The following is a 14,613-nucleotide window of genomic DNA, read 5'->3' on the forward strand; positions in this document are numbered from 1 at the left end:
CCCCCCCGCCTATGACGAAATGCGCGACAGCGCCGGCGGCATACGCTCCCACTACGAAACGTTCGAACGCTGGCACGGCGAGCAGTCGGCCGAGTCCATGGCCGTGCGCCGGCTGGAAGCGGACCTGAGCTTCCGCCGCGTCGGCATCACCTTCTCGGTGGCCGGCGACGCCGCCGGCACCGAACGGCTGATCCCGTTCGACCTGATCCCCCGCGTCATCCCCGCCGACGAATGGCGCCGGCTCGACGCCGGCCTGAAACAGCGCGTGCGCGCGCTGAACATGTTCATCCACGACATCTACCACGGCCACGACATCGTGCGCGCCGGGGTGGTGCCGGCCGAGCAGGTCTTCCTGAACGCGCAATACCGGCCCGAGATGCAGGACGTGGACGTGGCCGAGGACATCTACTGCCATATCGCCGGCGTGGACATCGTGCGCGCCGGCGCGGGCGAGTTCTACGTGCTGGAAGACAACCTGCGCGTGCCCTCCGGCGTGTCCTACATGCTGGAGAACCGCAAGATGTCGATGCGGCTGATGCCCGACGCCTTCGGCCGCATCAAGGTCGAGCCGGTGGCGCATTACCCCGACCTGCTGCTGGACAATCTGCGCGAGGTCGCGCCGCACGGCGGCGACGCGCCCACCGTGGTGGTGCTGACGCCGGGCATGTACAACTCGGCCTATTTCGAGCACGCCTTCCTGGCGCAGCAGATGGGCGTGGAGCTGGTCGAGGGCCAGGACCTGTTCGTGGAGCAGAACACGGTCTACATGCGCACCACGCAGGGCCCGCGCAAGGTGGACGTGATCTACCGCCGGCTGGACGACGACTTCCTGGACCCGCTGTCGTTCCGCGCCGATTCGGCGCTGGGCGTGCCGGGCCTGCTGTCGGTCTACCGCGCCGGCCGCGTCACGCTGGCCAACGCCATCGGCACCGGCATCGCCGACGACAAGTCCACCTACCTGTACGTGCCGGACATGATCCGCTTCTACCTGGGCCAGGAGCCGATCCTGTCGAACGTGCCCACGTGGCGCTGCGCCCGGCCCGACGAGCTGTCGCAGGTGCTGGACCGCATGCACGAGCTGGTGGTCAAGGAGGTGCATGGCGCGGGCGGCTACGGCATGCTGGTCGGACCGTCGGCCACGCGCGCCGAGGTCGAGGCTTTCAAGGACCGCGTGCGCGCCAACCCCGCCAACTACATCGCCCAGCCGACGCTGGCGCTGTCCACCGTGCCCACCTACGTCGAGTCCGGCGTGGCGCCGCGCCACGTGGACCTGCGCCCCTACGTGCTGTGCGGCAAGGACATCCGCACGGTGCCCGGCGGACTGTGCCGCGTGGCGCTGACCGAGGGCTCGCTGGTGGTCAACAGCAGCCAGGGCGGCGGCACCAAGGATACGTGGGTACTGGAGGACTGAACCATGCTGAGCCGAACCGCCGACAACCTGTTCTGGATGTGCCGCTACACCGAGCGCGCCGAGAACACGGCCCGCATGCTGGACGTGAACCTGCAGATGTCGCTGCTGCCGCAGGACGCGCAGGCGCGCGAGGGCTCGTGGCTGGCCGTGCTGCGCATCTCCGAGCTGCAGGGCCTGTACCGCGCCCGGCACGCCGCGATCTCGCCGCACGACGTGCTGCACTTCATGGTGCGCGACGCCGAGAATCCCTCGTCCATCTATTCCTGCGTGCGCGCCGCCCGCGAGAACGCGCGCGCCGTGCGCGGCAGCCTCACCACCGAGGTCTGGGAAACCTACAACACCACCTGGCTGGAACTGCAGAAGCACCTGCACACCGGCCTGCTGGAACGCAATCCGGGCGAGTTCTTCGAATGGATGAAATTCCGCTCGCACCTGGCGCGCGGCGTCACCATCGGCACCATGCTGGAGGACGAGGCGCTGTATTTCCTGCGCATCGGCATGCACCTGGAACGCGCCGACAACACCGCGCGCATGCTGGACGTGAAGTTCCACGAGCGCGGCGGCAACGGCCACGCGGCCGACGCGCGCAACGACGCCGCCGCGCCGCCGACGGCCGCGCAAAGCGAGTTCTACCGCTGGTCGGCCCTGCTCAGCTCCGTGTCGGGCCTGGAGATCTACCGCAAGGTCTACCGCGACGTGATCACGCCCGACCGCGTGGCCGAACTGCTGATCCTGCATCCGGACATGCCGCGCTCGCTGCTGGCCGCGATCCACGCCCTGTCCGACGACCTGGCGCGCGTGGCCAACCAGCGCTCGGCGGAAACGCAGCGCCGCGCCGGCATGCTGCGCGCGGAACTGCAATACGGGCGCGTCGAGGACATCCTGGCCAGCGGGCTGCACCAGTACCTGGAGCACTTCCTGGACCGCATCAACGATCTCGGCAACCGCATCAGCCAGGACTTCCTGGTGCCCTTGTCGGCGTAGGAGCGCAGCATGAAACAGATCATCACCCACGTGACCCATTACCGCTACACCGCGCCGGTGACCTACAGCATCCAGACGCTGCGCCTCACGCCGCGCGACGACGAGCACCAGCGCGTGCTGCGCTGGCACATCGAGGCGCCCGGCGCGCTGGAGCGGCAGGTGGACGCCTACGGCAACATCACCCATACCCTGACGCTGAACCGCCCGCACACGGACATCGAGCTGCGCGTGGTCGGACAGGTGGTGGTGGGCGCGCTCGCGCGCGGCGCGCTGGGCGGCGAGGACAGCCGGCTGCCGGTGCATGCCTACTGCGTGCAGACGGCGCTGACCCAGGCCGACGATACCATCCAGGCCTTCACCCGCCATGCGCTGCCCGACGGCCTGAACACGCCCGACGACGCGCTGGCGCTGGCGCGCGCCATCTGCGACCGCGTGGCGTATGAGCCCGGCATGACCGACGTGACCACCGCGGCCAACCAGGTGCTGGCCATGGGCCACGGCGTCTGCCAGGACCACGCCCACCTGTTCCTGGCCTGCGCGCGCGGCCTGGGCGTGCCCGCGCGCTATGTCAGCGGCTACCTGTACACCACCGCCGAGCATGCCGCCAGCCACGCCTGGGCCGACATCTGGCTGCCGGGCGCGGGCTGGACCAGCGTGGACATCACCAACCGCCAGTTCGCCTCGGAATGCCATTGCCGGCTGGCCGTGGCGCGCGACTACGACTCGGCCTCGCCGGTGCGCGGCGTGCGCAATGGCGGCGGCGACGAGTCCATGGCAGTCACCGTCCAGGTGCAGACGGCGGCGCAGCAATGACCCGCGCCGTCCGTGCCGGCCGCGCCGCACTACAATGCGGCGTGGCTTTTCCCCTGCTCCGATCATGACCTACTGCGTCGCCGCCCGCCTGAACGCCGGCCTGGTTTTCCTGTCCGACTCCCGCACCAACGCGGGGGTGGACCAGATCAGCGTCTACCGCAAGATGACCGTCTTCGAACGCCCCGGCGAACGCGTGATGGTCCTCATGACCGCCGGCAACCTGGCCGTCAGCCAGGCCGTGCTGGACGGCCTGGCCCGCCAGCAGCAGGAAGGCGGCGAAACACTGTGGAACGCGCCCGACATGTTCGAGGCCGCGCGCCGCATCGGCAACGCCGTGCGCGAGGTCTACCGCCGCGAGGCCGACGCGCTGCGCGAGCAGGGCGTGGATTTCAACGTCAGCCTGATTTTCGGGGGCCAGATCGGCGCCGAGCGCTGCCGGCTGTTCCAGATCTACGCCGCCGGCAACTTCATCGAGGCCGGCGAGGAATGCCCGTACTTCCAGATCGGCGAGGCCAAATACGGCAAGCCCATCCTGGACCGCGTGCTGCAACCCGATACGCCGCTGGACGAGGCCGCCAAGTGCGCGCTGATCTCCATGGATTCCACGCTGCGCTCGAACATCTCGGTCGGCCTGCCGCTGGACCTGCTGGTCTACGACACCGGCGCGCTACGCGTCACGCACTTCGCCAGCATCGACGAGCACAACGAATACTTCCGCATGATCCGCGGCACCTGGGGCGAACGCCTGCGCCAGGTCTTCGCCGAGATCCCCGACCCGCTGTGGACCAACCCCGAGTCGCCCGACTCCCTGGTGCCCGCCAGCCGCGTGCACCAGCCCAAGCGGGTCGATCCGATGGACCTGCCGCAGGAAAGCTACCCGGCGCCGCAGGTGCTGGCCGAGGGGCCGGGGTCGGATCAGTTGAACTAGGGCAACCTCGCGTAAACCCGGCTTTCCTCCTGCCTAAACCCGGCTTGCAAAAGCCCGAATTCTCATGCGCGCCGCAGCGGGCCACACTGTGTCCAGCCCGTCGCGCAGCACCTTGCGGGTCATGACACCACCTACAAGGAGCGAGACATGCCCACCCTCCTCGCGCGCGCATCGGGGCGCGCCATTCCGTTCATGCTGGCGCTCGGCCTGGCCGCCGGCGGCGCTTCCGCCCAGAACGCCTATCCCAGTCGCGCGATCTCGCTGGTCGTGCCCTTCGCGGCCGGCGGTCCCACCGACGTGGTGGCGCGCAGCCTGGGCGCGGCCATGTCGAAGACGCTGGGCCAGAGCATCGTGGTCGAGAACCGCACCGGCGCCGGCGGCACGCTGGCCTCGGCGCACGTGGCGCGGGCCGCGCCGGACGGCTACACCCTGCTGATCCATCACAACGGCATGGCGACGGCGCCGGCCCTGTACCGCAAGCTGCCGTTCAACCCGCTGACGGACTTCGCCTATGCCGGGCAGGTGGCGGACGTGCCCATGACGCTGCTGGGCCGCAAGGACCTGCCGCCGGGCGACATGGCCAGCTTCATCAAGTACGCGCGCGACAACGGCAACAAGATCAACCTGGCCAACGCCGGCCTGGGCGCGGTATCGCAGCTGTGCGGCATGCTGTTGCAGGAATCGCTGGGCGCGCAGTTCACCACCGTGCCCTATGCCGGCACGGCGCCGGCGCTGACCGCGTTGCTGGGCGGACAGGTGGACGTGCTGTGCGACCAGACCACGCAGACCATCCCCCACATCAAGTCCGGGCGCGTGAAGCTGTACGGCGTCACCACCCTGGCCCGCATCCACGCGCTGCCCGACACGCCGACGCTGCAGGAAGGCGGCCTGCAAGGCTTCGAGGTCAAGGTCTGGCACGGCGTCTACGCGCCCAAGGGCACGCCGCCCGAGGCGATCGAGAAGATCAACGGCGCGCTGCGCGCGGCGCTCAAGGATCCGGCCTTCACGCAGAAGATGGCCGAGCTGGGCGCGGAGATCGTGCCCGACGCCCGGCAGACGCCGGCCGGCCTGCAATCGTGGCTGCAGGCCGAGGTCGACAAGTGGGGGCCGATCATCCGCAAGGCGGGGGTATACGCGGACTGAGCCTGCCGCGCTTGCGAAGCGCCATGAAAAAAGCCGGCATGCGCCGGCTTTCTTCATGTATCGCTTGCCCGAACGATCAACGCGACAGCTCGCGCCAGATCGCCATCGGCGCCTCGGCGTGGTTGAGCGTATAGAAATGCACGCCCGGCGCGCCGTTGTCCAGCAGGGTCTGGCACAGCTCGGTCACCACGTCCACGCCGAAGGCGCGGATCGAGGCCTTGTCGTCGCCGAACTCGGCCAGGCGCAGGCGGATCCAGCGCGGCACTTCGGCGCCGCACATTTCCGAAAAACGCAGCAGCTGCGAGTGATTGGTGATGGGCATGATGCCCGGCACGATCGGCACGTTCACGCCCTTGGCCTGGGCCCGGTCGACGAAGTCGAAATAGGCGTCGGCATTGAAGAAATACTGCGTGATGGCGGCATTGGCGCCGGCCCGCACCTTGGCCACGAAATGCGCCAGGTCGGCCGACGGACTGGTGGCCTGCGGGTGCATTTCGGGATAGGCCGCCACTTCGATGTGGAACCAGTCGCCGGTTTCCTCGCGGATGAAGGACACCAGCTCGTTGGCGTAGCGCAGCTCGCCCGCGTCGCCGCCCATGCCGGACGGCAGGTCGCCGCGCAGCGCGACCACGCGCCGCACGCCTTCGTTCTTATAGGCCTGCAGGATGTCGCGCAGGTCCTGGCGGGACGCGCCCACGCAGGACAGGTGCGGCGCCGCGTCGCAACCCAGGTTGCGCAGCGTGCGCACCGCGTCGGCGGTGCCGGCGCGCGTCGAGCCGCCCGCGCCGAACGTCACGCTGACGTACTTGGGCTGGATCGCCAGCATCTGCTTGGCCGCGCGCACCAGCCGTTCCTGGCCGGCCAGGTCACGGGGGGGAAAGAACTCCAGGCTGAATGCTGGAGAAGTCGATTCGGACATTTCAGTTATCCATGACGCTGACCGCGCCCCTTGAAACAAGTGTCAATCCACCGGAAACCGCTGGACAAGAGCCCTCTGCCGGAACCGCGCCCACGGATGCCACCCCATCGGGATGCCGCGGATCCGGCTCCGCCGGTCCGCAGGCATGCCCCCTTGAGGGGGAAGCGCGCAGCGCTTCGGGGGTGGGCCTTCCCCTTCTAGGGGATCAGCTTGGTAAGCAGGCCGGAGATGATGCTGTAGAGGATCGCTCCCCCCACGGCCCACCAGAACCCGTTGACCTGGAAACCCTTCAGCACGGAGCCGACGAACCAGAACAACAAGGCGTTGATCACGATGAGAAAGAGGCCGAGCGTGACGATGGTGATGGGCAGCGTCAGCAGCACCAGCACCGGCTTGACCAGCATGTTCACCAGGCCCAGCACCAGCGCGGCGATCAGCGCCGAACCGAAGCTGGCCACCGTGATGCCGGGCAGCAGGTAGGCGACCGCCAGCAGGGCCACTGCGTTCAGGATCCAGACGAGAATCATGGACATGCTCAACCTCCAGTCTTGAAGCTCCGGGACGCGACGGCCCGGTTGCGGCCGCCTTGTCCTGGAACCGGAAAACGCCGTGCCGACATGGCGTGGCGTCCCCCTATTTTGCTACAAGCATCAGTAGCGGTAGTGATTCGGCTTGTAAGGACCTTCGACCGGCACGCTGATGTAGTCGGCCTGGTCCTTGCGCAGCGTGGTCAGGTTCACGCCCAGCTTCTTCAGGTGCAGGCGCGCGACCTTCTCGTCCAGGTGCTTGGGCAGCACGTAGACTTCGCCCGACTTGTAGGCTTCGTTGCGCGTGTACAGCTCGATCTGCGCGATGGTCTGGTTGGCGAAGGACGAGGACATCACGAACGAGGGGTGGCCGGTGGCGCAGCCCAGGTTCACGAGGCGGCCCTGAGCCAGCAGGATGATGCGCTTGCCGTCCGGGAAGATCACGTGGTCGACCTGGGGCTTGATCTCTTCCCACTTGCAGTCGGCCAGCCCGGCGACGTCGATCTCGTTGTCGAAGTGGCCGATGTTGCACACGATGGCCTGGTCCTTCATGGCGTTCATGTGCTCGCGCGTGATGACGTGGAAGTTGCCGGTGGCCGTCACGAAGATGTCGCCGTGAGCGGCGGCTTCTTCCATGGTCACGACCTTGAAGCCTTCCATCGCGGCCTGCAGCGCGCAGATCGGGTCGATTTCGGTGACCCAGACCTGGGCGCGCAGCGCCACCAGCGCCTGGGCGCAACCCTTGCCCACGTCGCCGTAGCCGGCGACCACGGCGATCTTGCCGGCCACCATCACGTCGGTGGCGCGCTTGATGCCGTCGACCAGCGATTCGCGGCAGCCGTACAGGTTGTCGAACTTGGACTTGGTGACCGAGTCGTTGACGTTGATGGCGGCGAAGGCCAGCTCGCCCTTCTGCGACATCTGGTACAGGCGGTGCACGCCGGTGGTGGTTTCCTCGGTCACGCCCTTGATCAGCGCCAGGCGGGTCGAGTACCACTTCGGATCGCGCTTGAGCGTTTCCTTGATGGCGGCGAACAGGATGCGCTCTTCTTCGCTGCCCGGATTGGCCAGCACCGAGATGTCCTTTTCAGCCTTGGTGCCCAGGTGCAGCATCAGGGTGGCGTCGCCGCCGTCGTCCAGGATCATGTTGGCGTTCTGGCCGTTGGGCCATTCGAAGATCTTGTGCGTGTACTGCCAGTACTCTTCGAGCGTCTCGCCCTTGACGGCGAAGACCGGCGTGCCGGACGCGGCGATGGCGGCGGCGGCGTGGTCCTGCGTCGAGAAGATGTTGCACGAGGCCCAGCGCACTTCGGCGCCCAGCGCCACCAGCGTCTCGATCAGCACGCCGGTCTGGATGGTCATGTGCAGGCTGCCGGCGATGCGGGCGCCCTTGAGCGGCTGCCTGGCGGCGAATTCCTCGCGGATGGCCATCAGGCCGGGCATTTCGGTTTCGGCGATGGCCAGCTCGCGGCGGCCCCAGCCGGCCAGCGACAGGTCGGCGACGATGTAGTCGGAGAAGGATTTGTCAGTCACAGCGTTCATGGTGTGTAGCTCCACGTGTAGATCGAACGGCGCGCACAGGGCCGGACAACGCGAAACACCACGACGGTCGTGTGCTCGCCTTTCCCGCCACATGCGACAAAGGTGAGCGCCGTTGCTGTAGCGCCGCGCAAGGATGCGGGACGCATGAACAGGGATTCCTGAGCCTGGCGAGCCGTGTTCCGCGCAAGGGGAACAGCCGGATCGTCGCAACGCTCCTCAGGATCGTCGGGCATTGTACCGGTTTGGCCGCCTTGCGGGGAAGCGCCGCAGGGCCGGAATACATCCGGCCCCGTATTCTTCCGACGGCGCGGATCAGCCCGCATGCACCAGCGGCGGGTCCGGTTCGGCCTGCGGCGTCAGCGGCGCCAGCGCCGCCAGCAGGTCGGACGCGATGGCGTCCCAGCTGCGCGTCAGCGCGTGCGCCCGCACGGCGTGCCGATCCAGCGACAGCGCCTCGCGGCAGGCGTGCGCCAGGTCCTCGTCCAGGCAGCCCGTCACGCCCGGCTGCACCACGGCCAGCGGCGCCTCGCTGCGGAACGCCGCCACCGGCGTGCCGCAGGCCATGGCCTCCAGCATCACCAGGCCGAAGGTGTCGGTCAGGCTGGGGAACACGAACACGTCGGCGGCCTGGTAATAGCCAGGCAGCTCATCGTCGTTGCGCATGCCCAGGAATACCGCGTCGGGAAACTTCTTCTTCAGGCGCGCCTCGTCCGGGCCGCCGCCCACCACCACCTTGCTGCCCGGCAGGTCCAGCGACAGGAAGGCGTCCAGGTTCTTTTCCCGCGCGACCCGGCCCACGCTGAGGAACACCGGACGGAGCAGGTCCTTGAATGCCTGACTCGCGCCCGGCTGGAACTTGACGGGGTCCACCCCGCGCGACCAGATCTGCAGGTTGCCCAGGCCGCGCTGGACCAGGATGTCGCGCACCGTGGGCGTGGGCACCAGCACGCGCTGCGAGGGCCGGTGGAACCAGCGCAGGTAGCGCCACGGCAGGGCCGCCGGGATGCCCATGCGCGCCTGCAGGTAGTCGGGGAACATGGTGTGGAACGAGGTGGTGAAACGCCAGCCCCGGGCCAGCGCCATCTTGCGCGCGGCCAGGCCCAGCGGCCCCTCGGTGGCGATGTGCAGCGCGTCCGGCACCAGATCGCCCAACACGCGGCGCAGTTGGCGGCCGGGCTGCAGGCAGAGCCGCAGGTCGGGCTCGGAGGGCGCGGGAATGGTGCGGCTGCCTTCGGGGCTGACCACGGTCACTTCGTGGCCCCATTCGGCGAGTATCCGCAGCATGGTCGTCCAGGTGCGGACGACGCCGTTGACTTGCGGATGCCAGGCATCCGTGACCAGGACGATGCGCATGATGAGGCCGGAAGTGGTCGACAAGCGCGATTTAGCCCGCGCTATGTGACATGCCCAAGACCGGCCGCGCCGGCGGCCTTAATTGTTGCGCCGGGGGTAGCCCTGGGCCTTGATGCGGATCCAGACCGCGCGCTTTTCCTCTTCCGTCATGAAGACCCAGTTGGCCACTTCCATGGCCGTGCGGCCGCAGCCCCGGCAAATGTCGTCGAACAGCGTCGAGCAGACGGCCACGCAGGGGGAATCCGTGGCCTTGAAGGCGCGTTGCGCGTCTTCGGGCTCGGGCAATTCGGACAGGTCGGCGAAATTCAAACTCATGGGCGCGAGGTTACCACCGGCGGCCCGTCCCTTTTTGCATGGCCCTATCGCCCGCCCCGGCTTGCCTTAAGAGTCCGCCTCAGCGCCACCCGAAGAACGCCGCCGCCTCGCGCAGCACCTGGTCCGGGATTTCCTCGGCCAGGTAGTGCGCGCCCGGCAACGATCCGCCATCGACCTGGTCGGCAATGGCGCGCCACAGGGCCAGCACGTCGAAGTTCCGGCCCACCGCGCCGCGCTCGCCCCACAGCGCGCGCACCGGCATGCGCAGGCGCTCGCCGGCGGCGCGGCCCTGGCGGTCATGCTCCAGGTCCACGGTGGCGGACGCGCGGTAATCCTCGCAGATGCCCGTGGCCCAGCCGGGCAGGCGCGCGACGCGCTCGTACTCGGCCATGGCCCGCGCGGAGAAATGCGCCAGCCCGCCGGGCCGCCCGCCCATGACCGAACGCAGGTAGAACACCGGATCGCGCTCGATCATGGTCTCGGGCATGGGCGCGGGCTGGATCAGCCAGAACCAGTGGAAGTACGCCTGCGCGAATGCGCGCGTGGTGTTCTCGTACATATCCAGCGTGGGCGCGATGTCCAGCAGCATCATGCGCGTGACGGCTTGCCAATGATCCAGCCCCAGCCGGTGCGCGACGCGCGCGCCACGGTCATGCGCCAGCACCTCGTAGCGTTCGTGCCCCAGCGCGCGCATCAACGCCGCCATGTCCGCGGCCATGACGCGCTTGGAATGCGCGGCGTGGCCGGGCGCGGCGGGCGGCTTGTCGCTGTCGCCATAGCCGCGCAGGTCGGCGGCCACGCAGGTGCGATGCCGCGTCAGTTGCGGCCACAGGCGATGCCAGATGGCGCTGGTCTGCGGATGGCCATGCAGCAGCAGCAGCGGCGGCCCGTCGCCGCCGACGCGGGCGGCGATGCGCACGCCATTGACGGCGTGCAGGCGGATCGGAAGGTCGAAGAAATCACTATCGCTCATGCTCGTCCTGTGTCGTTTGCCCCGAAGGACGCCCGCCGGCCTCGCGGACCGGACGCCCGCCTCATCCCGGCCCCGCGCCCTCAGTCCTCGGCGCCCAGCAGCGGGCCGGCGCGCACGATGCCGCAGCGCTTGTGCGCGCGCATCACCACGGCCACGTCGCTGTTGAGCACGCCTTCCAGCTCGCCCAGCCGGCGCGTCACCACGTCCCAGAGCTGCGGACTGTCGCGGCACAGCACATGCCAGAACAGCTGCGACGCGCCGCTGGTGCCGAACAGGCAGCGCGTGTTCGGATCGCGCGCCAGATGCGCGGCCAGCGCATTGACCGCCTGAGGCCGCACCTGCACGGAAATCACCGCCTCCACCGGAAAGCCCACCAGCGACGGCTCGACTTCCACGCGGAAACTCAGCGCGCGCCGGTCCACCAGGCTTTGCAGCATGCGATGCGCGGTGGGTTCGCTGACGCCGACCTGCTCGGCCAGCTCGGCCAGACTGGCGCGGCCGTCGCGCATCAGGTGGCCGGCCAGGCGCTGCTCGGATTCCGTGAGAGCGGCGGGCGGATTGGATGGCGCGGGCTCGAGCGCGGCGCCGGCCTCGGCCAGGATGCGCCACTGGCCCGCGCGGCGGAACGGCCGCAGCACCAGCCGCGCCTCGACATGCTCGACGCCGTCGATGGAGGGCAGCACCCGCGTCACCAGGTCCGGCATGTCGGCCTCGTCGGCCAGCGTCAGCTCGGCCATCAGGTCGGCCGAGCCGGCCAGCGTCACGGCCAACTGGCAACTGTCCAGCGCCGCCAGCCGCTCGGCCACGTCAGGCACGCGCCCGGAACGGCAGCGCACCCAGGCGTGCAGCACCACGCCGCGGCCGGTGACCAGCGGGTCGGGCTCGGCAATGACGCGCAGCGCGTCGGCATCCATCAGGCGCTTCAGGCGCCGGGCCACCGTGCGCTCGGCAATGCCCGTGGCCGCCCCCAGCTCGCGCCAGGACGCGCGGGGCTCGGCCTGCAGGGCGACCAGACAGGCCAGATCGGTGTCATCGAGTGTTGGCATTAGGGACTTACCCTTACTTGACGTGACCATATTCATTAATCTAACGTGGCGGAAATTACCAAATCATAAAAATTAGACGGTCTTTTTGACCAAAAATAAACACCTGATTGAGGACTTCATGAGCAGCCCCTCCACGACCCTGCACCCCAAGCAGGGGGCCGCCGCCGCGCCCGTGTCGCGCGCCCGCACCATCCTGGCCGGTAGTGTAGGCAATGCCGTCGAATGGTTCGACTGGACCATCTACGCATCCTTCGCCATCTTCTTCTCCAGCCAGTTCTTCCCCGAAGGCAACGAGACCACCGCGCTGCTGGCCTCGTTCGGCATCTTCGCGGTCGGCTTCTTCATGCGCCCGGTGGGTGGCTGGCTGCTGGGCATCTTCTCCGACCGCTACGGCCGCAAGGCCGCGCTGGGCCTGACCATCCTGATGATGGCCGGCGGCTCGCTGATCATCGCCGTCACCCCCACCTACGCCACCATCGGCCTGGCCGCCCCGCTGCTGCTGACCGCCGCGCGCCTGCTGCAAGGCCTGTCGCTGGGCGGAGAGTATGCCTCGGCCACGACCTTCCTGGCGGAAATGGCGCCGTCCAACCGCCGCGGTTTCTACTCCAGCTTCGTGTTCTTCAGCGCCGCCGTTGGCATCCTGGCCGCGTCCGCCGTGGGCTGGGTGCTGACGTCCACCCTGACCAAGCCCGAGATGGCCGCCTGGGGCTGGCGCATTCCGTTCCTGCTGGGCGCGCTGGGCGGCCTGGCCGGCCTGTGGATCCGCCGCTCCATCCCGGAAACCGAAGCCTTCTCGCACAGCAAGAAGGCCGGCGTGGAAAAGCAGCCGCTGCGCACCCTGCTGCGCGAGCATCCGGTGGAAGTCCTGCGCATCGTCGGCTTCTCCATCCTGACGACCTTCGCGTTCTACATCTTCGTGGCCTACGTGCCCACCTACGCCATCCGCCAGGTGCACGCCGATCCGAAGACCGCCTTCGCCGCCAACACCGTCGCGCTGATCGTCTTCATGCTGGTGCAGCCGCTGTTCGGCGCGCTGTCCGACCGCATCGGCCGCAAGCCGCAGCTGATCGTGTTCGCCGCCGGCTACCTGATCTTCTTCTATCCGCTGATGACCACGCTGGGCCCGTCCTTCGGCTCGATCCTGGCGGTGGAGCTGTTCGGCCTGGTGCTGTACGCCATGTACACGTCCATCGCGCCGGCCATCATGTCCGAGCAGTTCCCCACCAGCGTGCGCGCCGTCGGCATCGGCACGCCCTACAACTTGGTCGTGGCGCTGCTGGGCGGCACCACCCCCTACCTGCTGACCTGGCTGCAGAGCCAGGGCATGGAACGCTGGTTCTTCTACTACGTGCTGGCCGGCGCCGTGATCACGCTGATCACCTTCATCCGCATGCCCGAGACGGTCGGCCAGAAGCTCCGCTAAGGCCCGCCCGACGCCGCCCTCCGCGCGGCGCGTCCCCGCGCTTTCCGGCACCGCAAGGTCCGGAAAGCCGTTTCATTTTCAGGAAGCCCCATGTCCGCACCCGCTACCGCCCTGCACTTCCAAGACGCCCTCGGCATCGGCCGCGCCATCCGTCAGGGAACGCTGACGTCGCGCCAGGCCGCCACGCACTTCCTGGACCGCATCGAGCGCGCCGGCGCGCTCAACGCCTACAGCGTGGTCACGGCCGAGCGCGCGCTGGCGCAGGCGGACGCCGCCGACCGGCTGCTGGCCGCGGGCATCGTGCTGGGCCCGCTGCACGGCGTGCCGGTGGCTGTGAAGGACAGCGTGCAATGGGAAGGCACCGAAGCCACGCTGGGCTCGCAGGCGCGCGCCGGCCAGATCAGCGCCGACACCGCCCAGGCGCTGCGCGCGCTGGCCGCGCACGGCATGGTGATCCTGGGCAAGACGCGCATGACCGAATTCGCGTTCGGGCTGTCCGGCCAGAACGGCACGCAAGGCACCGCACGCAACCCCTGGGACGCCGTTCAGGCCCGCGCGCCGGGCGGCTCGTCCAGCGGCGCGGCCGTGGCCGTGGCCGCGGGACTGGCGCCGATCGCGCTGGGCGGTGACACCGGCGGCTCCGTGCGCGCGCCGGCGGCGCTGAACGGACTGGTCGGCTACAAGCCGTCGACCGGCCTGATCAGCCGCGCCGGCAGCCTGCCGCTGTCGGACACGCTGGACGTGCTCGGCCCCATCGCCCGCAATGTCGCCGACGCGCGCGCGCTGGCCGTGCTGCTGTCCGGCCCCGACGTCGACGACGCCGCCACGCTGGCGCTGCCCCCGGGCTGCGTGACCGCGCTGCGCCATCCCGAAACGCGCGCCCCCGGCCCGCTGGCCGTGCTGGCGCCCGAGGCCTGGCCCGCCGCGCTGGGCGAGGCCAGCCTCGCGCTGTGGCGCCACACGCTGGACCAACTGGCCGCCGCCGGCTACACGCCCCAGACCTGGACGCCCCCGCCCGGCCTGTCCTTCGACCGCATGGCCGAGGACAACTCGCTGGTGCTGGCCTACGAGGCCTACCGCTACTACGGCGCGCTGGCCGAAGACCCCACCCAACCCCTCTGGACCGTGGTGCGCTCGCGCATCGCGGCCGGCGGCCGCATCCGCCAGGCCGACTACGAGGCCGCCCTGCAACGCCGCGACGCCGACATGGCCGCCTACGCCCGCGCCATGCAGGGC

Annotated in this window: 14 protein-coding genes and 1 riboswitch; of the genes, 7 read left to right on the forward strand and 7 right to left on the reverse strand. The window is 69.1% G+C overall.

The genetic code is table 11. The features are described 5' to 3' along the window. The 5 genes from KDH83_RS24315 to KDH83_RS24335 form a co-directional block, all read left to right on the forward strand. A partial coding sequence (locus KDH83_RS24315; RefSeq protein ID WP_249205319.1) for a circularly permuted type 2 ATP-grasp protein occupies positions 1–1,411 on the forward strand: 1,411 nt, incomplete at its 5' end. Between the two features lie 3 nt (positions 1,412–1,414). Beyond that, positions 1,415–2,395 (forward strand): alpha-E domain-containing protein, encoded by a 981-nt coding sequence (locus KDH83_RS24320; protein WP_212320588.1) that lies wholly within the window; start codon positions 1,415–1,417, stop codon positions 2,393–2,395. Positions 2,396–2,404: 9 nt separating this feature from the next. Continuing rightward, entirely contained in the window at positions 2,405–3,208 is an 804-nt protein-coding gene (locus tag KDH83_RS24325) for a transglutaminase family protein (RefSeq protein WP_212320589.1), read from the forward strand. 64 nt (positions 3,209–3,272) lie between these two features. Then, positions 3,273–4,136, forward strand: coding sequence for a proteasome-type protease (locus KDH83_RS24330; protein ID WP_212320590.1), 864 nt, complete (start codon positions 3,273–3,275; stop codon positions 4,134–4,136). A 147-nt stretch (positions 4,137–4,283) separates the two neighbouring features. Further along, positions 4,284–5,279: a tripartite tricarboxylate transporter substrate-binding protein gene (locus tag KDH83_RS24335; protein ID WP_212320591.1), complete on the forward strand. Its 996-nt coding sequence runs from the start codon at positions 4,284–4,286 to the stop codon at positions 5,277–5,279. Between the two features lie 76 nt (positions 5,280–5,355). Here KDH83_RS24335 and metF read toward each other — a convergent pair whose 3' ends face one another. The 7 genes from metF to KDH83_RS24370 form a co-directional block, all read right to left on the reverse strand. Further along, complete coding sequence (metF, locus tag KDH83_RS24340) at positions 5,356–6,198, reverse strand: methylenetetrahydrofolate reductase [NAD(P)H] (RefSeq protein ID WP_212320592.1); 843 nt, start codon at positions 6,196–6,198, stop codon at positions 5,356–5,358. A 197-nt stretch (positions 6,199–6,395) separates the two neighbouring features. Continuing rightward, positions 6,396–6,731 (reverse strand): phage holin family protein, encoded by a 336-nt coding sequence (locus KDH83_RS24345; RefSeq protein WP_103271570.1) that lies wholly within the window; start codon positions 6,729–6,731, stop codon positions 6,396–6,398. A gap of 117 nt (positions 6,732–6,848) precedes the next feature. After that, a complete protein-coding gene (gene ahcY / locus KDH83_RS24350; protein WP_212320593.1) occupies positions 6,849–8,267 on the reverse strand; it encodes an adenosylhomocysteinase in 1,419 nt (472 codons plus the stop codon). Positions 8,268–8,364: 97 nt separating this feature from the next. Further along, a riboswitch (S-adenosyl-L-homocysteine riboswitch) is annotated at positions 8,365–8,491 on the reverse strand. Between the two features lie 88 nt (positions 8,492–8,579). Further along, entirely contained in the window at positions 8,580–9,620 is a 1,041-nt protein-coding gene (locus tag KDH83_RS24355) for a glycosyltransferase family 1 protein (RefSeq protein WP_212320599.1), read from the reverse strand. Between the two features lie 78 nt (positions 9,621–9,698). Further along, a complete protein-coding gene (locus KDH83_RS24360) occupies positions 9,699–9,935 on the reverse strand; it encodes a DUF1289 domain-containing protein (protein ID WP_103271572.1) in 237 nt (78 codons plus the stop codon). 79 nt (positions 9,936–10,014) lie between these two features. Beyond that, positions 10,015–10,908, reverse strand: coding sequence for an alpha/beta hydrolase (locus tag KDH83_RS24365; protein WP_212320594.1), 894 nt, complete (start codon positions 10,906–10,908; stop codon positions 10,015–10,017). Positions 10,909–10,988: 80 nt separating this feature from the next. Then, positions 10,989–11,990 (reverse strand): Lrp/AsnC family transcriptional regulator, encoded by a 1,002-nt coding sequence (locus KDH83_RS24370; protein WP_212320595.1) that lies wholly within the window; start codon positions 11,988–11,990, stop codon positions 10,989–10,991. An 82-nt stretch (positions 11,991–12,072) separates the two neighbouring features. Here KDH83_RS24370 and KDH83_RS24375 point away from each other — a divergent pair, with 82 nt between their 5' ends. Next, positions 12,073–13,377 (forward strand): MFS transporter, encoded by a 1,305-nt coding sequence (locus KDH83_RS24375; RefSeq protein WP_212320596.1) that lies wholly within the window; start codon positions 12,073–12,075, stop codon positions 13,375–13,377. 90 nt (positions 13,378–13,467) lie between these two features. Then, the coding region (locus tag KDH83_RS24380; RefSeq protein WP_212320597.1) for an amidase at positions 13,468–14,613 on the forward strand (1,146 nt) is incomplete at its 3' end.

The sequence above is a fragment of the Achromobacter sp. Marseille-Q0513 genome (genome assembly GCF_018195695.1).
GTDB lineage: Bacteria > Pseudomonadota > Gammaproteobacteria > Burkholderiales > Burkholderiaceae_B > Achromobacter.

Coding starts and splice junctions, on each gene's coding strand:
- KDH83_RS24320 (WP_212320588.1), top strand. CDS start 1,415: ATGCTGAGCCGAACCGCCGACAACCTGTTCTGGATGTGCCGCTACACC.
- KDH83_RS24325 (WP_212320589.1), top strand. CDS start 2,405: ATGAAACAGATCATCACCCACGTGACCCATTACCGCTACACCGCGCCG.
- KDH83_RS24330 (WP_212320590.1), top strand. CDS start 3,273: ATGACCTACTGCGTCGCCGCCCGCCTGAACGCCGGCCTGGTTTTCCTG.
- KDH83_RS24335 (WP_212320591.1), top strand. CDS start 4,284: ATGCCCACCCTCCTCGCGCGCGCATCGGGGCGCGCCATTCCGTTCATG.
- metF (WP_212320592.1), bottom strand. CDS start 6,198: ATGTCCGAATCGACTTCTCCAGCATTCAGCCTGGAGTTCTTTCCCCCC.
- KDH83_RS24345 (WP_103271570.1), bottom strand. CDS start 6,731: ATGTCCATGATTCTCGTCTGGATCCTGAACGCAGTGGCCCTGCTGGCG.
- ahcY (WP_212320593.1), bottom strand. CDS start 8,267: ATGAACGCTGTGACTGACAAATCCTTCTCCGACTACATCGTCGCCGAC.
- KDH83_RS24355 (WP_212320599.1), bottom strand. CDS start 9,620: ATGCGCATCGTCCTGGTCACGGATGCCTGGCATCCGCAAGTCAACGGC.
- KDH83_RS24360 (WP_103271572.1), bottom strand. CDS start 9,935: ATGAGTTTGAATTTCGCCGACCTGTCCGAATTGCCCGAGCCCGAAGAC.
- KDH83_RS24365 (WP_212320594.1), bottom strand. CDS start 10,908: ATGAGCGATAGTGATTTCTTCGACCTTCCGATCCGCCTGCACGCCGTC.
- KDH83_RS24370 (WP_212320595.1), bottom strand. CDS start 11,990: ATGAATATGGTCACGTCAAGTAAGGGTAAGTCCCTAATGCCAACACTC.
- KDH83_RS24375 (WP_212320596.1), top strand. CDS start 12,073: ATGAGCAGCCCCTCCACGACCCTGCACCCCAAGCAGGGGGCCGCCGCC.